Genomic DNA, 18,302 nt, shown 5'->3' with positions numbered 1-18,302 from the left:
CTTCATGGAGCGATCTTGCGTCGCGTTTCGACGCAACCCGCTACGCCTGGGTTACTCTGAATCACTCCATCCCCTTCGTTTTTCGCGCTGGAGGCGCTTTCCACCATGAACCGACTCGAAGCACTCAAGAGCATGACCACCGTGGTCGCCGACACCGGCGACTTTCAGGCCATCATCGACTACCGGCCTCAGGACGCCACCACCAATCCCTCGCTGCTCTACAAGGCGGCGCAGATGCCGGCCTATCGCGAGCTGGTCGAGGACGCGGTGCTCCATGGCACCCGGCACGGCGGCGGCGACAGTCAGGCTCAGGCGCGTCTGACCATGGACAAGCTGGCGGTCAACTTCGGCACCGAGATCCTGAACGTCGTCCCCGGCCGGGTCTCGACCGAGATCGACGCACGGCTCTCGTTCGACACCGAAGGCACGGTGCGTCGCGCCGAGGCGCTGGTCGAGCTCTACGAGCAGGCCGGGATCGACGCCCGGGAGCGGGTGCTGTTCAAGATCGCCTCGACCTGGGAGGGGATTCGCGCCGCCGAACGGCTGGAGCGTCAGGGGATTCATTGCAATCTGACCCTGCTGTTCGGTTTCGCCCAGGCCGTGGCCTGTGCCGAGGCCGGTGTCACGCTCATCTCGCCCTTCGTCGGGCGCATCCTCGACTGGTACAAGAAGGCCGAGAACGTCGCCGGCTATCCGGCCGACGAAGATCCCGGTGTGCGCTCGGTCACGCGCATCTACAACTACTACAAGCGTCACGACTATCCGACCGTGGTCATGGGTGCGAGCTTCCGCAATCTCGACGAGATCCTGGAGCTGGCTGGCTGCGACTATCTGACCATCTCCCCGGCGCTGCTCGGCGAGCTGGCCTCGACCGAGGGCGAGGTGTCGCGCCGGCTCGATCCGGACCGGGCGCGGGCGCTCGACATCCCCAGGGTCGGCTATGACGAGATCGGTTTCCGCTGGGAGCTGAACGAGGACGCCATGGCCACCGAGAAGCTCGCCGAGGGCATCCGGCTCTTCACTGCCGACACGCTCAAGCTCGAACGCTTCGCGCGCGAGATCAACCAGAGCGCCTAACCCGGCACGCCGATCCCCCACAGCCACAACCCGAGATTGAGCGTCACGAAGGCCAGCAGCGTCGTGATCACCAGCGCCGTGGCCGGAATCTCGCCCTGGTCATAGCGCTGGGCGATCAGCGGGAAGATCGTCACCATCGGCAGTCCCGCCAGAATCAGGGCGGCCTGACCGAGCGTCGGATCGAGCGTCGGCACCAGCATCAGCATCCCGAAGGCCACGAGCGGATGGACCACCAGCTTGCCGGTGGCGATCGCCGTCGCCGGGCCGAGCGCGCCCCGCACCCGCTGTCCGGCCAGACTGCCGCCGATGGCAAACAGCGCCACCACCGCCGCCGAGCCGGCCAGCAGCTCGATGGTGCGCCCGATCGCCACCGGCAGGTGCCAGCCGAGCGCCGAGAACGCCAGTCCGGCCGCGATCGCCAGCAGGATCGGATTGGTACCGACCGTGCGCAGCACCCGCCCCAGCGTCCGCAGCATGCTGCCGCGTCCGCGCTCGCGATGGAACTCGGTCAGGATCAGGGTCAGCGGCAGGATGATCAGCACCTCGGTCAGAATGGCCATGACCACCGCGATCAGAGCCGAGTCGCCCAGCAACTGCGCCACTAGCGGATAGCCGATATAGCTGCTGTTGGACATCGACAGCCCCATGCCGAAGAAGGCGTTGTCGAGCGGCGAGGTCCGCCGCGCGATGGAGGCGACCAGTACACCGATCCCATAGGTGATCAGCGAGGCGCTGACATAGACCAGCAGGAAGTCCGGCACCAGGATGCTGTCGAGCGAGCGTTTGGAGAGCGTGTCGAACAGCAGCGCGGGCAGGGCGAACAGCAGGGCATAGCGGCTCATGGCCACCGCGCCCTCGCGCGGCATCCAGGCCCGGCGCACGGCGGCGAAACCGAGTGCGATCAACAGAAAGATGGGAGCCGTGACGGCAAGGATAGCGAGCAAGACGGGTTTCCTGAAAGAGGGGGACTTGGAGGGGCGGATGGTTGCCTGGATCGCAGTCTAAACCAGGCATCGCCGCCCCGGTAGTTGCCGCCCAACGCATCCGATCCGGATGTCCTGGGTTTATAGCAATTGACAATTGTCATTGATAACACGATTTTTATTTTTTTCACCACCTTGATGAATTCAATCCAGGGGTGCTCTAATTTCCATACTCTTTGGAGGAGATCAGGCCGCCACGACCCGGCGTGACGCGCGTGGCGCCAATGACAACGAAAAAAATAGAGGCACCAAGATGGCTACCACCGACACCTTCTATGAGGCGATGCGCCGGCAGGGGATCAGCCGGCGCGGGTTCCTCCAGTTCTGCACCATCACCGCCGCGACCCTGGGTCTGGCGCCCGGCTTCGCGGGCCGCATCGCCGAGGCCATGGAGACCAAGCCGCGCATCCCGGTGCTCTGGCTGCACGGTCTGGAATGCACCTGCTGCTCGGAGTCCTTCATCCGCTCGGCCCATCCGCTGGCCTCGGACGTCGTGCTGTCGATGATCTCGCTCGACTACAACGACACGCTCATGGCCGCCGCCGGGCATCAGGCCGAGGCGATCCTCGATGAGATCCGCCATCAGTACAAAGGCCGCTACATCCTGGCTGTCGAGGGCAATCCGCCGCTGGGTCAGGACGGCATGAGCTGCATCATCGGCGGGCGTCCCTTCCTCGATCAGTTGCGCGAGGTCGCGAGCGACTGTCAGGCCGTCATCGCCTGGGGTACCTGCGCCTCCTGGGGCTGCGTGCAGGCCGCGCATCCGAATCCGACTCAGGCCGTCTCGATCGACAAGGTCATCCACGACAAGCCCATCATCAAGGTGCCCGGCTGTCCGCCGATCGCCGAGGTCATGACCGGCGTCATCGCCTACATGCTGACCTTCGAGCGTCTGCCGGAACTCGATCGCCAGGGGCGGCCGAAGATGTTCTACGGCCAGCGCATCCACGACAAATGCTACCGCCGTCCGCACTTCGACGCCGGTCAGTTCGTCGAGTCCTGGGACGACGAGGGCGCGCGCAAGGGCTACTGTCTCTACAAGATGGGCTGCAAGGGACCGACCACCTACAACGCCTGTTCGACCGTGCGCTGGAACGACGGGGTCTCCTTCCCGATCCAGTCGGGTCATGGCTGCATCGGCTGCTCGGAGGAGGACTTCTGGGACAAGGGCAGCTTCTACGACCATGTCACCGACACCCGCGTCTTCGGCATCGAGGCCAATGCCGATGCGGTCGGAATCGCGGCCGCCGGCACGGTCGGCGCGGCCATCACCGCGCATGCGGCGGCGAGCGCCGTCCATCGCATCAAACAGCGCGCGGGCGCTCAGCACACCGAGGATGAACAGGCATGAGCGTTCAGACCCCCAACGGCTTCCAACTCGACACAGCCGGACGGCGCGTCGTCGTCGACCCCGTGACCCGCATCGAGGGTCACATGCGCTGCGAGGTCAATCTCGACGAGCAGAACGTCATCCGCAATGCCGTCTCGACCGGCACCATGTGGCGCGGTCTGGAGGTGATCCTGCGCGGTCGCGATCCGCGCGACGCCTGGGCCTTCACCCAGCGTATCTGCGGTGTTTGCACCGGCACCCACGCCCTGACCTCGGTGCGCGCCATCGAGGATGCGCTCGACATCCAGATCCCGGAGAACGCCAACTCCATCCGCAACATCATGCAGTTGACGCTCTACGCGCACGACCATCTGGTGCACTTTTACCATCTGCATGCGCTCGACTGGGTGGACGTGGTTTCGGCGCTCAAGGCCGATCCCAAGGCGACCTCGGCGCTGGCGCAGTCGATCTCGGACTGGCCACTGTCCTCGCCCGGCTATTTCCGCGACGTGCAGACCCGGATCAAGCGCTTTGTCGAGTCCGGTCAGCTCGGTCCCTTCACCAACGGCTACTGGGGCAATCCGGCCTACCGGCTGCCGCCCGAGGCCAATCTGCTGGCCGTCACCCACTATCTGGAGGCGCTCGACTTCCAGAAAGAGATCGTCAAGATCCACACCATCTACGGCGGCAAGAACCCGCATCCGAACTGGCTGGTCGGCGGCGTGCCCTGCGCCATCAACATCCATGACGCGGGCGCGGTGGGCGCGGTCAACATGGAGCGGCTGAATCTGGTCTCCTCGATCATCGACCGCACCATCGAGTTCATCGACAAGGTCTATCTGCCGGACCTCATGGCCATCGCTTCTTACTACAAGGACTGGACCCACGGCGGGGGCTTGAGCAGTCAGGCGGTGCTGTCCTATGGCGACATCCCCGAGCGCGCCAACGACGATTCGTCCGACAACCAATGCCTGCCGCGCGGCGCGATCATCAACGGCAAGCTCGAAGAGGTCCACGAGGTCGATCTGCGCGATCCCGAGCAGATCCAGGAGTTCGTCGCCCATTCCTGGTTCAAGTACAAAGACGAGTCCAAGGGACTGCACCCCTGGGACGGCGTGACCGAGCCGAACTTCGTCCTGGGTCCGAACACCAAGGGCAGCCAGACCCGGATCGAGGCCATCGACGAGAACGCCAAATACAGTTGGATCAAGGCTCCGCGCTGGCGCGGTCACGCGATGGAGGTCGGGCCGCTGGCACGCTACATCATCGGCTATGCCAAGGGCATCCCGGAGTTCAAGGAGCCGGTCGAGAAGGTGCTGACCGACTTGCAGCTTCCGGTCTCGGCGCTGTTCTCGACGCTCGGGCGCACGGCAGCGCGCGGGCTGGAGGCGTCCTGGGCGGCGCACAAGCTGCGCCATTTCCAGGACAAACTGGTGGCCAATCTCAAGGCCGGCGACAGCGCGACCGCCAATCCCGACAAATGGGAGCCGCGAACCTGGCCGAAACTGACCAAGGGTGTCGGCACCACCGAGGCTCCACGCGGTGCGCTCGGGCACTGGGTGGTGATCGAGAAGGGCAAGATCGCCAACTATCAGGCCGTGGTGCCGACGACCTGGAACGGCTCGCCGCGCGATCCGGCGGGCAACATCGGCGCTTTCGAGGCCGCGCTCCTGAACACGCCAGTGGCGGTTCCCGATCAGCCGCTGGAGATCCTGCGCACGCTGCACAGCTTCGATCCCTGTCTGGCCTGCTCGACGCACATCATGAGCCCGGACGGCGAGGAGCTGACGCGGGTCAAGGTCCGCTGATTGGAGGAACAGGCTATGTCTATGTACACCGGCGTCCCAACGGTCAAGCGCACGGCCGTCTATGTCTACCAAACCCCGGTGCGGATCTGGCACTGGGTCAATGCGCTCGCGATCACGGTCCTGGCCGTCACCGGCTATCTGATCGCCAATCCGCTGCCGAGCCTGCCGGGCGAGGCCAGCGATCACTATCTGATGGGAAACATCCGCTTCCTGCATTTCGCGGCGGGCTATGTGTTCCTGGTCGGTTTCCTGTTCCGGCTCTATTGGGCGGTCGTGGGCAATCGCTACTCGCGTCAGTTGTTCACCTTGCCCTTCTGGCGGCGCGGATTCTGGAGCGAGCTGGTGCACGAGCTGCGCTGGTATGCCTTCCAGGAGCCGGAGCCGCGCAAATACGTCGGGCACAATCCGCTGGCGCATTTGTTCATGGTCATCATCATCACGGTCGGCGGGCTGGTGATGATGGTCACGGGGTTTGCGCTCTATTCCGAGCAGACCGGGCTGGGGAGTTGGCAGGACGATCTCTTCGGCTGGGTCATACCGGCCGTCGGCCAGAGCCAGGACGTGCGCATGTGGCACCACTGGGGGATGTGGGTCATCGTCGTGTTCGTGATGCTGCACGTCTATACCGCCATCCGCGAGGACATCATGTCGCGTCAGAGTCTCATCAGTACCATGGTCAGCGGGTGGCGCATGTTCAAGGATGATCGGCCATGAGCGCCGACCCCAATGTGCTGGTTCTCGGCATCGGCAACGTGCTCTGGGCCGACGAGGGTTTCGGCGTGCGGGTGATCGAGGAGATCGCCCGCCGCTCTCGCTTCGGCCCCAACGTGCGTCTGCTCGACGGCGGCACCCAGGGCATCTATCTGGTCGACGACATCCGCTGGGCTGAGGTGCTGGTGGTGTTCGATGCCATCGACTATGGGCTGACGCCCGGCACGCTCAAACGGGTCGAGGGCGACGAGGTGCCCAAGTTCATGGGCGCCAAGAAGATGAGCCTGCACCAGACCGGCTTCCAGGAGGTGCTGGCGCTGGCCGATCTGCTCGGCGACTATCCGCGCCATCTGCTGTTGATCGGCGTGCAGCCGGTCGAGCTGGACGACTTCGGCGGCAGTCTGCGCCCCGAGGTCAAGGCGCAGATCGAGCCGGCGATCGGGCTGGCGCGCGCGTATCTGGAGTCGTTCGGCATTGACTGGGAGGACTGTGAGACGTCTGAAGCGGCGGACTATCGTGATCTGCCGCACCCATCTCTGGGGCTGGAGGTCTACGAATCCGGGCGTCCGTGCAGCGATGCCGTGTAAGGCGATTTTCAGAAGAAAAGTTATGGTAGAGCCAAAGATGGGTGGTGTCCCTCATTTTCCTTGAGTGTTAGGCCAAGCTACTAAACCACGTCCGGTTCGAGAAACGTCTTTTGTAGGTGCGGCTTCAGCCGCATGTTCGACCGATGAGGCTGAAGCCGCACCTACAGCAAAATGATGCATTTCATCCCGGACGGGGTTTAGTACCGCGCACGGCAAATATTCTGGATAATAGTGGCTTGGTCTGCCCGACGGTATTGAGGGGTGATAGACCATTGTCAATGGCCACGAGAATTGACCCATTCAGGCGTCGGGTCCGACAACCAACGGAACAGAAACTTGCGCTAGACGCAACAGCTATAGACCTTTTTGTACCAGAGCGCGAAGCAGGTCGGCCCCACGTTGCACCCGGTCTACAGTATCGAGCGAATGACCGTTCACCTGCACTTGGGGAATCCTCAAGAGCCCATCGGCATTTACCTCATGGTCTATACAGACCTCCCAGAATTTTGCCGCGTCATCCTCGTTTTGCGGAGCGCGTAGTTGTAGCCCAGAGTTTACGCACCGCATCCGCGTACCACTGTTCGTAAGGCGCATCCAACGCTCTTCGGTCTCGTAGCCTGCGAACCACGGACCATTAACTCTGTCTTGCCAGACTGTTCCCGTAACAGCGTCGTCCGGAACAGTGCTCTGCACCCGAATTGCGGAGAGGTATGGATCGCGATAGTAGCTAGCCATAGTCTGCCTATCCAGCATGCACATTTCGTAGTCCATTGCCCTTGTCGCGTGGGCATAGACGCCAGACCGACCCGCGCGCATCTCCGGGTACTTCACGAAGTACCAGCGCCAGTCCAAGCCTTGTGCGGCGTCAAAGTTGTTCAACCAATTCTGCGTGAAGTCCTTGAGTGCTAAAACGACGTCGCCGTTTCCTTGGGCAACAACATCGAGAAGGTGGCCGAGTGACCTGCGGATAGGTGTAAGGACAGCCCGACTCGACCCCGTTAGGATCTCCGTTCGCCATTGTGCCAAGATAACGCCCGACCCGAACTTCGAGAACCGATTAAGATCGATGCGGCGCGAGTAGTCGCCAGCCGCAAGCAACGCGCCGGTCAGAACCGGAAGCACCGCCGGGGTGGCGAATACAGCGTGGAACGCGTTCGCCAGCTTCTCAAACACCGTTGCATCGAATTCGAAGGCGGCCAGAGCGCCGCGTAGAAGTGTGTGGTCCTCAAGACGGAAGAGCACGTCCTTAAGATCAGGCGTTTGCTCCAGAAACTGGACTTTTAGCTGCTCATCGGCAACCTGCGCCTGGTTGAAGCTCTTGATGTCCAAGAGATTCAGATGCTCAGCATCGGCCTCGATGAGGTATCGAGTGTCCTTGAGTAGATTGGGCATCCTGTCAGCACGGAGTTCGTTACCCGAGGCTTCAATCAGGTTCCGAAGTATGCGAACCCGGCGCAGAAATTCCGGCGTGTGTTGATGCGGCCGGTGTAGCAGGACCGCGTAGAGGAGCAGGGTTTTCGGCCAGCTTCGGTGTACCCGGCCCTGGCAGCACTCCGCAAAGAGATCGACCGAGCCGTCCGGCGGTATCCCGAAGAGAACCACGGTGTCCGGAGGCGCATTGTCGCCCTGAGCAGGCGGGTGCGAGAAGGTCTGCGCGAACACGGCGGACGTGTCAATGCCAACCCAGGTGTCGAAGCTTTTGATCAGAAAGTCCAGGTGCGCCAGTGCATTCGGGTTGCCTGGACCGTAGACACGCTCGGCAAGGGATTCGATGTCATCCGCAGGGATCCGACCGTCGCGCCACTCGCAGACGTCGCTAATGAACTGAAAGTAGTGAAGGAAGGCCTCGTCGACACTGTTTTCGGTCCTTCGCCGGAACCGCCATAGCAGGTCAGCCCACACCCCATCGACCTTCAGTGCGAACCCCTCGACGCGCTCAGGGCAGGAAACCTCTAAGATCTGCTCGAACCGCGCCTTGAAATTCTCAAACGGCGTCAGCGGTTTCCCGCGCGAGTTCATCTTAATGTAGAGATCCTCGGTCAAACCCATATTCTCGATCGGCAGCAGTTGGAACGAGATCGCCGGATTTTGGGGGCGCACGAGACGGTTCCAGGCGGCAACACAATCTGCCGTAGCAAAGCGTTCATGGATTGCCTCAAGCATGCGCAACATCGACTGGATCGTCGGATCGTGCTGCCAGCTATACAAAAACCAGTGCTGATCTTCGAACCACGCGCGCAGACGTGCGTCGGCCGGAGGCGTTGACTCGACGAGGCACTCGCAGAACCGCCGCGCGCTGGGACGCGTCGCGTATTCAAAGCGCTTCCACCCCTGTTCCTGCTCAAGGCGATCAGCGCGCCACGCCAGATACCAGTGCAGCAAAAAGAGGGTGGTCAGCCGCTGCTGACCGTCGAGCGGGCGGAGCGTCCCGTCGATCACATCGCCGTAGATGAAATCGAGGCTGAGTGGGCTTCCCTTATTTGTCACAGCATTGTGTATGGCATCAAGAAATTGGGCGCGGATGCGTGCTACCGCCTCACTGTCTCGCCCCTGCGCATAATCGCGCTGGATGATTGGGATCTCGATGCGGACCACAGCAGGAGCGTTACCCTGCGGCTGGTTGAATAGGCCGTTGTAAGATGTCGTCATCGCTGAGGCTGCTCTTTACTTTAGGTAGGAACCGACACCACCCTCGGGCGAAAGGATCGCAGACAGGTAAGCGTTGCGATCCTTCGTACTCCAAAAATGGAATTGCTGCGCGTCTGCGTCGGTGTAGTACTTGAGGAAGACTTGACGCGTACAGATGGGAATGTAAGCGCCTTGCCGATCCAGCGCTAGGATACGCCGCCGCTTGACTTCAAACGCCGAATTGCTGAGCACGCTGTTGTGGCCATTGGCGAGAAGCGCAAGGTTCGATATTGAGTGCACGGTATGGCCTGCCGCTGGAGGTGACGTGTCGGCGAATGTAAATGCCGCTGATACGTCTCGCACGAGTTCCTGGAACACTTGGCCATCGATAGCGTTACCAATAATGTTGTCGATGCGCTGAAGGAGTGCGTTCCGGAGATTCGGGTCGATCGATGTCAGGTCAGCGAGCGCCTCACGGTGCAGTTGTAACCACTCCCGCCACTGCTCCTTAATCGTGAGGGTATCTGCGTGCTGCGCATGAATGTGCTCAAGCGACCAGGCTTGTTCCCTGTGGAGGCGGAACGAATACCGTTCGCTCGACCCCTGTATCCGGCGCACCGTTTCGACGTTCATCAGTAGGAGCAGCCGAGTACACTTTTTTTTGTCTGACTCGTAGCTAAGGGACGCCACGGCAGTGGGTGTGAGGTTGAGGGTTTCCCTGATTCGCCTGTCAAGGATGGCGTCAAACTCGCGTTTATTCTGATTGCCGGCCAGTGACACGAGGTCGCCGAACCGCTGACCGATCGCCACCAGATAGCCGATTTTATGATAGTGATCTCGGCTTTCGTACCAGCCGAGAATGAGTTCATAAAGTGCAACGACTTCGTTCCAGACCGCTTCTGATCCGTTCGCTTCAACCCGCGCGCGAAGAACGTCGAACGTATGGAATTGCGGGCGTGCTGCGCCGTGCGGCCCACCGGCGAGGGTATCGAGCAGCAGGGTGATCCGCGTTGGGGTGTTGACAGTGGCCTCGTCGGCAATGAACGCCCAGATATCGGGATGCTGGAGACTGCGTTCGATGGTGTCCCACTGCGCCGCGATTTCGTGGGTTCTGTCCACGACGCCACCGGCGTTGTGACGACTCGAGAGCAACAGGGCTTTAAAGAGCTCGGCGTCAGTGAGGGGAATGCGGCCAACATTCAACCGCGTGAATAAAGTCGTGGCGTCGAGCTCCTGCGGCGCTTCGTACCAGATGACCCGCACACTTTGGACGAGATAGCGAAAGACCTCATCAGCTATGTTTTGACGTTGGATCGGTGTCGGCCCATTCTTTTCAAACCATGCCTGGATGCATGTGTAGGCTACATGCAAGTGAAAAAAATCGATGTTGTCCTCACGCCGCTCATGATCTAGTGTTCTGAGATAATTCTCGACCTGCGACCTGGTGTCATAGGTAATGGAGTAAGGCGGTGGGACGTTTTTGAGGTTTTCGCGGTGCATGTAGAAAAAGACCAAGTACAGTGTCGTTAAACGCTGCTGGCCGTCCACGAGTTCCCATGCATCTTTGCGTTCGGGTTCGCGCTTCACGACAACCGGTTGGAGACTGTAGGGGGCGCCATTGCTATTCCAGATGTCGTTGAGCAATTGATTTACTTCAAGCGAGCTCCAGCGGTACCCTCGCTGGTATCTTGCGACGCGGAATTGTCCGGCGATATCGCCAACAAGCTTTAATTCGAGTATGCACATGTGCGTCATCCATCATTGAAGTGGACTACAATCATTGAACCACTGAATATAGTGGACCCAGAGGAAGAAAAATTAAGTATCTCGGGATAGACTCGCCTTAATTTCCCTTTAACCAAAAAAATTCTCCAGATTGATTATAAAAAGCATAACCGAGCTCAACGGCTTCAGATTGAATTCGATCCGCCCGAACGCCTTCGGCTTCTGCAATAATAATCCAAACAATCAAAGCAAAGATTGCCAGAAACCAAGAAATAAAATTGACAGTTGACTTTTTCATCTTATTTTCTTTTGGTCTTAATCTCTTCGAAAGCGGGTCTCAATGCGGACGTGCCGGTGCTCATGTAGAGCAACCAGCATCCAATACAAGCAATTGATTTTTTTTAAAATCTATTTGATTTTTCGCAAGTAGTCTAACACAGCATTCCAATCCGGAAACCGTTCTGTTCCGAAGTGAATATGTTCTCCGGCAAAGCGATCGACCCCATTTTTTGTTCGATCATCGATCAGGAAGTGCCCGTCATTGAGATGCTTGTGATGCGTCAGAATCAACCGCTTGTAAGCGGTCGTTCCGAGATGCTGTTTCACCCATAACAGCTTATCGGTCCAGGCGGATGGGTTTTCCCAGGGCGCTGTTGACAAGATGTAGGTGTCAAACAGCGCTGCCAGTTCATTGAAGGCTGCAAGCGCGCCCGGCATGGGCGACATCAAGGCAAAGATCCCTGGGACTTCGTCCAGTCTTCCGGAATAGTCGTGTATGACCGCGTCCGTCAACCGGGCAATGCCTGACTGAAAATCGACCAGGACATTGTCCATGTCGACATACAAGATTTTCTTCAAGAAACGCTCCTCCTGAAGACCAGATGCTCAGTCAACGAGCTGAATCAATGCAGACGCGCGTCCTCGGGGGCCTCTTCCGGTACTGCTTCGGTCTGCTCGGATTCATCTTCGGTCGCTTCTTGATCGAGTTGCGCCAGAACCTCTTCGGCTGTGGCCTCGGTCAGGGCGACGGCGGCAATTTCCTCAAGCCAGGCGAAGAAACAATCTCCAGCATCTTGAATCAGGTTGCTAATCATGACTCCCGATACCGTCATACCTTCGACATCAATCGTCTGGCGATAGCGAATACGACCATCGGGTAGTACATGGATCGACCCAGCTGATCGCCGCGCATCAATGCTGTTGCACAGCAACGCACACTCAATCTGCTTATGTTCAAGGGCGTTGAACGGCGCATAGAGGTAAACGGCCAGCCAGTCGTTTTCCTCATCGGTTTCCAGGTATAACTTGAACGACTGTTCCTTGATCCGGTAGCCAGCCTCCAGGGTTGCAGTTTGCTGCGCTTCATCGCGCTCCAGCTCTCCCTGCCAATCCTGTTCAATCTGCCACTGCTCAATGGTATCGGCCAGTCTCATTGGTCTCTCCATCAAAATAAGACGTTGATTCAGGTTCACGGCCACGACGGATTCACCCAGCGCTCCGTCCGGTATCAGATCGTCAGCTGGTTGCCCCGGTTTCTTCAACCTGATCGAGCCGTTCGAATACCGCTTGAGCGGTCAGGCTGGTGAGTGCGACAGCCGCCAGATCGCTCATAAAAATCTCGACGAGGTGTGCAGCGGATTCAAGCATTCGTTGGATCACGATGGTCGAGAGTTCGGCCCCTTCGACATCCAGCGTATGACGGAAGCGGATCCGACCGCTCGGCAAGACCTGCAACGATCCGAATCTGGACCGTGTGGCATTGAGGCGATTGCACAGACAGATCACATCCGTGCGTTTATCAGCGCGCGCATTAAACGGCAGATAGAAATAGAGGGTGATCCAGTCTTTCGGTTCGTCGGTTTCGATGAAGAGTTCACAGCGCTGATTATGAATCCTATAAAACATGTGGCACTGTGAGGTTTGGGCAACCTCGTCGCGCTCAATCACATCTTCCCAGCCATTTTCGTCGAGCCAGTCCTGAACTGTGTTAGCCAATCGCATAACTAAGTCTCCTGTCGAAGTCACTGCATCATCCACCGCTGTGTCGAACGCGCCCTCACGCTTGTCGAGTACAACTGGCCGACGATTCTCGTCAGCCTAACAGTATGTCACAGTGATTTTTGTTGTGAAATATAGAGATTTTTATTGATTAAATTTGTATTGATTTGCTGTTTTTTGCATAAAATTAATTCGATTTGTTTTTGGTTTTTTATGTCTAAAAACAATCACCGGTAATTCACGTATAGTTTAATTTTGCTGATTGCGGTCAGCAGGTAAAGAGTTTGCCACTTGACAAAAGCGCTGTCAAAGTGTTTAATTTTACCCCAGCTTTAGGCCGGGTGCGCTATAATTTTTCGGCTAATTTTTTGAGCAAAAATCTCTGCCTTGGCAAATTTTCCAAAAATGTATTTATATGCAAAATCTGGTTTAAAAACCAGAAGGTCGCTAATGGCTGTTGTAAACGCCATTCAGTGTTGAAGTGTTGAGCCAGTTTATGCTTAAACCATCCGCCAAAAAATTATTGTTCATATTTGGTTTAAAGAATGCACTAATTGACTATGCGTCTAAATCAGTTAGTGTTCGATATCGAATTGCGCTTTATGCGTATGATTAAAAATGACGGTGAATTACGATAATTGTAGTGAAATCGAAATAGGATGAAATCATGAAGAGAAGATTGAAGAGTTCTTTGGTTGGGGTGAATAAAGCTGATAGATTGAAGCGTTTTTTAGATGAGGATGATACGGAAACCGAAATAAGATTTAAGGTTAATATTCAAGAAGAAATTAAAAAAGTTCAAGATTGTTTGGTTTTAAGTCGAAAAAAATTAGAGCAAATCAAAGATTCCGCCTTGTTCTATCCGTGCAGTGGTAGAGATTTAATTGCGCCAATCGAAATTTTTTCCCCCTATGTTACGGATTTTTGGTTTGTAGATCGCGGATATTTTTCACCTGGCCATCAGGATACGCGCTATTTTGGTTTTGATGTGGCGGCGGACCAACAGGCTCCGGTTTTAGAAGAGGATAGCCGCTATGAACTCATCTCTAAAATGATTAAAGGTCCGCCGGTTTGGAATAAGGACGATCGTGACATTACGCCATGCATTCTCACTGAGACTTACAGGCACCTCGAAACTGGACGTGAAATCAGAATTCACAAAAGACGTGGCTATGGATTTTTAGCGCTTTATAAGGAAATCCGTGGAGAGCAATTGGGCGTTTTTTTCTATCGTTGTGATGGCATGGGCGAAGGAGGAAGCGGAAATCTATGGCTGGCGACGAGCAACATCAACCGCGTCTGTAATAAAATGATTAATGGCGGATTGGTTGTGACGGATGGCTCTAATGAACCTGAACGACGTCATGATCGCGGTCACAAAGAGCTGTGTCGTATACGCTCTTGTCGATCGAATCTGAAAACGCCGGAAGAGTTTATTAATTTTCATCAGTCGTTTGAAGATGATCGTGGCCGTCATTTCAGATGCGTTGGATACGCCGGAATGCGATGTGGACCAACGATGATTTGGCAGGTACAAAAACCCGTTCGTCGCTCATGGTCTGACTAGCGATTGCGGGTAGCTATGATGTCCATTCGAACCAGTCACACTCATCCCCTGCGCATCGACAGCGTCCGGACTCCCGGCGGCGGTCGGATCGGCTTGAGCCTGTGCCCCGGCAAACACCAGATCGGCGCCCGGACCGGCGATTGGCGACGCGATCTGGAGACGGATCTCCAGGTCATTCGCGACTGGGGTGCAGCCGCCGTCGTCACCCTGATGGAAACGCCCGAACTCGCCCGTTTCGGCGTCCCCGAACTTGGCGAGACGGTCGAAGCGCTGGGGCTGGACTGGTATCACCTACCGATCCGCGATGTGCAGCCGCCCGGCCCCGGCTTCGAGCGCCGCTGGGTGCTCTATGGCACCCGACTGCGCCAACGCCTGCGTTCCGGCGAGAACGTGCTGATCCATTGCCTCGGCGGTCTGGGTCGCAGCGGCACCGTCGCCGCTCGATTGCTGGTCGAGCTCGGATTCGAGCCGCCACTCGCCCTGGCCGCCGTGCGCGCGGTGCGTCCCGGTTCCGTCGAGACCGCCGACCAGGAAGCCTATGTCCGCGCTCTCCGCCCGCTGTACTGGAACGACGCCTTTCTCGACCGCGCGCTCGGCTGTGTGCTGGGCGGCGCGCTGGGTGACGCCTTCGGTTATCCGATCGAGTTTCACCGCCTGGAGCAGATTCGCCAACAGTTCGGCCCGGCGGGACTGTGCGAACTGCTGTTCACCGACGACCAACTCCAGGTCAGCGACGACACCCAGATGACCCTGTTCACGCTGGAAGGGATGGTACGGGCCGGACGTGTCGCGGATGCCGGCTCGCTGATCGACAGCCTGAGCCACGCCTATGCCGACTGGCTCGACACCCAAGACGGGGGACCGGCGAGCGCCCACTGTCGCGGCCTCCTCGCCACACGTCCGGCTCTGCGGCAGCGGCGTGCCCCCGGCAACACCTGCCTGAGCGCCTTGCAGTCAGGCCGACCGGGGACGCCTGAACAGCCGATCAATGACTCCAAAGGCTGCGGCGCCGTGATGCGCGTGGCTCCGCTCGGCTGGATTGAACCGGCTGATCCGCGACATCGCTTCGAGCAGGCCGCCCGCGCCGGTGCCCTGACCCACGGACATCCCGACGGCTGGGCCGGCGGCGGCCTGCTGGCCGTGTTGATCGGCGAACTGCACGCCGGTGCCACGTTTACCGAGGCTCTGAACCGCGCCAAGACGGTCACAGTCCAAACCCTGCACGCACGCGGGATTCAGGCCGATCTGCTTGACTGTATCGAACGGGCGGAACAGTTGGCCGGAACCGACCAATCCCCGCCGAGCGCCATCGCCCAACTCGGCCACGGCTGGGTCGGCGAAGAGGCATTGGCCATCGCTCTCTATGCCGTCCAGCGCGCCGGCAGCTTCACCGAGGCCGTGCGGCACGCCGCCAATCATGACGGGGACAGCGATTCCACCGCTTCCATCGCTGGACAGATCTGGGGCGCATGGGCCGGACTGGCCGCGTTGCCCATGTCCTGGGTGCGCCGGCTCGACGTGCTCGATGAAGCTCTGGATCTCATCGGGGCGCTGGCCGAACAGGGCTATCGCGCTGAACCTGTGGCCGGCACCGATGCGCCGCTCAGCGCGCTGTCTTGAGACGCAAAGGCAGGCGAATCCATCGATGAAAATACTATTTTTACACGGCTGGCACTCAGTCCCAGGTGGCATGAAACCTTCGTTTCTACAGGCTCAGGGACATGAGGTACTCAATCCAGCTCTGGATGACAATGATTTTCAGTTGGCCGTCAACGTCGCCCAAGCCACTTACGATCAGCACGCTCCCGATGTCATCGTCGGCTCCGCGCGCGGTGGTGCCGTGGCCATGCACCTCCGGTCCCAAGACACACCCCTGGTGCTGCTGTGCTCGGCCTGGCGTGATCATGGCTGGACGGATCGCGTCAAACCGGAGACCTGGATTCTGCATTCACCGCAAGATGACGTTGTGGCTTATTCAGACTCGGAACAACTGCTGGCACACAGCGGCCTACCGGCCTCGCGGCTGATCACCACAGGGTCCGATCATCGCCTAAGCGATCCCGACTCCTTGAATGCGTTGCGGTCTCTCTGCGAAGCGATCAACAGCGCTTGATTATCTCAGAATTAGATGTATTTATTTTGAACAAACGGATGAGCAACACTGAATATCGCTTAATTCGATCCAAACGCTTGTTGCAAAAACAGCGTCATATCAAACGACAGATCGGTCTTAAAAAGTTATATCTGATCAATGCGATTGATCAAGTTGAGCCTAAAGTTTCGCCACACTTTTATCACAAAAAGAATTCATTGAACTGTGGTAGGCCGCGTTGTGGACTCTGCGGAAATCCAAGACGAGTGTACAAAGAAATCACATTTCAAGAAAAAAAGTTTTTTGAAAATGCGGATGATCAAATCAAACAAACGCTGTGAAACAGCACGTGACGGGGCAGGCGAGGTGATTGTAGAACTCGATCTGCCTGAAACATTGCTGGAGTCAACGCAGCAGGCGGCGCAAGGCGCCATCGGCGCTCTTCTCGATCAGTCCGATTCCAGACAGTCGTTGCGCGTCGGCGTGAACCGCACGCACATCGCGTCCGACGCGGCGAGCCAGCTCGCGCACACCGATAGGTCCGGCACCCGCCAGTGCTTTGAGAATGGCGAAGCGGTTGGCTGTGAGGGCGTTGAGCAGGTCTTCCTCGGTCTCGAAGAAGTACCCCGGTGGTTGAGGTTCTTCGCGCTCGGCGGCCCATAGAATTCTGGCATTCAGTTCGGCGTCTGTTGCCACTTCAATCACGAGCGTTTCCATTGGTCTCTCTCCAGCGCTGGATGTCATGCTTGGAGAATAGAGCCGTTGTCAGGCAGCCGTTACAAGCCTCGGATATCGAGATGCTCGAAGGCCGTCGGGTCGACAACCTCGACGAGTTCGCGCGGCATGATCGAGTAGCCGGGCAGGTGGGGATCGAGTGCCCGCTGGGTTGCGCAGGCTTGCAATACATAGCGCCGAATACCCTTGGTCGCCAGCCTCTGGCTCAGTGTTCGCAGGTAGTCGGGTGTCCAGTCGGGCATCAGGGTGGTGCGGACTTCCAGATTCACCCCAGCTTCCAGCAGCAAGGCCAAACTCGCCCAGGCACGCTCACCCGAATCGGGCAGGCCGGTGAGGGCCGTATAGTCCTCGGGCAGGGCCTTGATATCGAGCCCGACCCAATCGATCAGCGAAAGGAGCGGGCGCAGGCGTTCGGGATAGGCGCCGCTGGTGTGCAGGCCGATCCTGTAGCCGAGCGCGCGGGTTTCGCGCATGGCCGCACCGAGCGCCGTCTGTACGGTCGGTTCGCCGCCGCTGAAAACCACCGCATCGAGCAGTCCGACCCGCTGACGCAGAAAGGCGCGGATGTCAGCCCAGTCGATCAGCGATTCGACGGCGGTCGTGTCCAGCAGATCGCCGTTTTGACAGTACCTACAGCGCCAGGGACAGCCTTGACAGAAGACCACCGCCGACAGCTCGCCGGGATAGTCGATGGTCGTCAGGCGCGTGAAACCGCCGACCCTCAGCCGCTCGGCGGCCTGAGGATGGTCGGACGTGGCAAAGGGTGCGCTGTCGGGCATGGGCGGGGAAATCCAGCCGCCGTGAGGGCGGCCTGGGCCGTGCCTCAGGCCGCGACCCGCTGATCCTGCTGGCGTAGCGAACCGCGAGGCTGCTCGTTGAAGTAGCAGCGCTCGGCGTGCTCGGCCTGCTTGCCGGCATTGAAAGCCGAGACCGGACGGTGATAGCCCATGACGCGGGTCCAGACTTCGCAGGGAGTCCGTTCTTCGGTCTTGAGTTCGATGGTGTCGTTCATACGCGCATTCTCCTTGAATTCGATGCGTCTTGATTGTCACTCGCCGCTG

The 18,302-nt window shown here is 58.6% G+C and carries 19 protein-coding genes; 9 read left to right on the top strand and 10 right to left on the bottom strand.

Translation table 11 applies throughout. The features are described 5' to 3' along the window. Positions 1-105: 105 nt before the first annotated feature. On the top strand, positions 106-1,077 hold the full coding sequence (tal, locus tag ALVIN_RS11515) for a transaldolase (RefSeq protein WP_012971500.1): 972 nt from the start codon (positions 106-108) through the stop codon (positions 1,075-1,077). Here the strand turns inward: tal and ALVIN_RS11510 are convergent. Continuing rightward, positions 1,074-2,021 carry an AEC family transporter gene (locus tag ALVIN_RS11510; RefSeq protein ID WP_012971499.1) on the bottom strand — a complete coding sequence of 316 codons (948 nt, stop codon included), beginning with the start codon at positions 2,019-2,021 and terminating at the stop codon, positions 1,074-1,076. The two genes, tal and ALVIN_RS11510, sit on opposite strands and share 4 nt — an antisense overlap. Positions 2,022-2,313: 292 nt before the next feature. Here ALVIN_RS11510 and ALVIN_RS11505 point away from each other — a divergent pair, with 292 nt between their 5' ends. The 4 genes from ALVIN_RS11505 to ALVIN_RS11490 are packed head-to-tail and all read left to right on the top strand — an operon-like array spanning position 2,314 to position 6,496. Then, a complete protein-coding gene (locus ALVIN_RS11505) occupies positions 2,314-3,411 on the top strand; it encodes a hydrogenase small subunit (protein WP_012971498.1) in 1,098 nt (365 codons plus the stop codon). Continuing rightward, positions 3,408-5,198: a nickel-dependent hydrogenase large subunit gene (locus ALVIN_RS11500; RefSeq protein ID WP_012971497.1), complete on the top strand. Its 1,791-nt coding sequence runs from the start codon at positions 3,408-3,410 to the stop codon at positions 5,196-5,198. The genes ALVIN_RS11505 and ALVIN_RS11500 overlap by 4 nt, the downstream gene beginning before the upstream one ends. A 21-nt stretch (positions 5,199-5,219) precedes the next feature. Further along, positions 5,220-5,912, top strand: a complete 693-nt coding sequence (gene cybH / locus ALVIN_RS11495; protein WP_043795643.1) for a Ni/Fe-hydrogenase, b-type cytochrome subunit — start codon at positions 5,220-5,222, stop codon at positions 5,910-5,912. Then, positions 5,909-6,496 carry a HyaD/HybD family hydrogenase maturation endopeptidase gene (locus ALVIN_RS11490; RefSeq protein WP_012971495.1) on the top strand — a complete coding sequence of 196 codons (588 nt, stop codon included), beginning with the start codon at positions 5,909-5,911 and terminating at the stop codon, positions 6,494-6,496. Before cybH ends, ALVIN_RS11490 begins: the two co-directional genes overlap by 4 nt. 354 nt (positions 6,497-6,850) lie before the next feature. Here ALVIN_RS11490 and ALVIN_RS11485 read toward each other — a convergent pair whose 3' ends face one another. The 6 genes from ALVIN_RS11485 to ALVIN_RS11465 all read right to left on the bottom strand — a co-directional run bounded on the left by ALVIN_RS11485 (position 6,851) and on the right by ALVIN_RS11465 (position 12,850). Next, a complete protein-coding gene (locus tag ALVIN_RS11485; protein WP_012971494.1) occupies positions 6,851-9,145 on the bottom strand; it encodes a DUF262 domain-containing protein in 2,295 nt (764 codons plus the stop codon). Between the two features lie 15 nt (positions 9,146-9,160). Then, complete coding sequence (locus tag ALVIN_RS11480) at positions 9,161-10,870, bottom strand: DUF262 domain-containing protein (RefSeq protein ID WP_012971493.1); 1,710 nt, start codon at positions 10,868-10,870, stop codon at positions 9,161-9,163. A gap of 97 nt (positions 10,871-10,967) precedes the next feature. After that, positions 10,968-11,147, bottom strand: coding sequence for a hypothetical protein (locus ALVIN_RS17615; RefSeq protein ID WP_148217505.1), 180 nt, complete (start codon positions 11,145-11,147; stop codon positions 10,968-10,970). Between the two features lie 110 nt (positions 11,148-11,257). Beyond that, positions 11,258-11,707 (bottom strand): 5' nucleotidase, NT5C type, encoded by a 450-nt coding sequence (locus ALVIN_RS11475; RefSeq protein WP_012971492.1) that lies wholly within the window; start codon positions 11,705-11,707, stop codon positions 11,258-11,260. A 44-nt stretch (positions 11,708-11,751) separates the two neighbouring features. Continuing rightward, the gene (locus ALVIN_RS11470; protein WP_012971491.1) at positions 11,752-12,282 is read right to left on the bottom strand and encodes a type III secretion system chaperone family protein; all 531 of its coding nucleotides are present in this window, start codon (positions 12,280-12,282) and stop codon (positions 11,752-11,754) included. Between the two features lie 82 nt (positions 12,283-12,364). Beyond that, positions 12,365-12,850 carry a YbjN domain-containing protein gene (locus ALVIN_RS11465; RefSeq protein WP_012971490.1) on the bottom strand — a complete coding sequence of 162 codons (486 nt, stop codon included), beginning with the start codon at positions 12,848-12,850 and terminating at the stop codon, positions 12,365-12,367. 664 nt (positions 12,851-13,514) lie between these two features. On the opposite strand from ALVIN_RS11465, the gene ALVIN_RS17610 reads away from it, so the two are divergent. From ALVIN_RS17610 to ALVIN_RS17605, 4 genes are read left to right on the top strand one after another with little or no spacing between them, the layout of a single operon-like run. Next, a complete protein-coding gene (locus tag ALVIN_RS17610; protein WP_012971489.1) occupies positions 13,515-14,414 on the top strand; it encodes a hypothetical protein in 900 nt (299 codons plus the stop codon). Between the two features lie 15 nt (positions 14,415-14,429). After that, positions 14,430-16,034, top strand: coding sequence for an ADP-ribosylglycohydrolase family protein (locus ALVIN_RS18230; RefSeq protein WP_012971488.1), 1,605 nt, complete (start codon positions 14,430-14,432; stop codon positions 16,032-16,034). A gap of 25 nt (positions 16,035-16,059) precedes the next feature. Beyond that, positions 16,060-16,527, top strand: a complete 468-nt coding sequence (locus ALVIN_RS17155; RefSeq protein WP_148217612.1) for an alpha/beta fold hydrolase — start codon at positions 16,060-16,062, stop codon at positions 16,525-16,527. A gap of 38 nt (positions 16,528-16,565) precedes the next feature. After that, positions 16,566-16,847 carry a hypothetical protein gene (locus ALVIN_RS17605; RefSeq protein ID WP_148217503.1) on the top strand — a complete coding sequence of 94 codons (282 nt, stop codon included), beginning with the start codon at positions 16,566-16,568 and terminating at the stop codon, positions 16,845-16,847. A gap of 64 nt (positions 16,848-16,911) precedes the next feature. On the opposite strand, the gene ALVIN_RS11440 is transcribed toward ALVIN_RS17605, so the two are convergent. Genes ALVIN_RS11440 through nrdD form a run of 3 tightly spaced genes read right to left on the bottom strand, consistent with a single transcriptional unit; the run spans position 16,912 to position 18,253 of the window. Next, the gene (locus ALVIN_RS11440; protein WP_012971486.1) at positions 16,912-17,223 is read right to left on the bottom strand and encodes an HVO_A0114 family putative DNA-binding protein; all 312 of its coding nucleotides are present in this window, start codon (positions 17,221-17,223) and stop codon (positions 16,912-16,914) included. Positions 17,224-17,282: 59 nt separating this feature from the next. Beyond that, positions 17,283-18,020, bottom strand: a complete 738-nt coding sequence (locus ALVIN_RS11435) for an anaerobic ribonucleoside-triphosphate reductase activating protein (protein WP_012971485.1) — start codon at positions 18,018-18,020, stop codon at positions 17,283-17,285. Between the two features lie 44 nt (positions 18,021-18,064). Next, entirely contained in the window at positions 18,065-18,253 is a 189-nt protein-coding gene (nrdD, locus tag ALVIN_RS11430; protein ID WP_012971484.1) for an anaerobic ribonucleoside-triphosphate reductase, read from the bottom strand. Positions 18,254-18,302 lie beyond the last annotated feature (49 nt).

This window comes from Allochromatium vinosum DSM 180 (genome assembly GCF_000025485.1).
Classification (GTDB): Bacteria; Pseudomonadota; Gammaproteobacteria; order Chromatiales; family Chromatiaceae; genus Thermochromatium; species Thermochromatium vinosum.
Note: the sequence above shows the minus strand (reverse complement) of the source record. Positions and strands in the feature narration are given on the sequence as shown.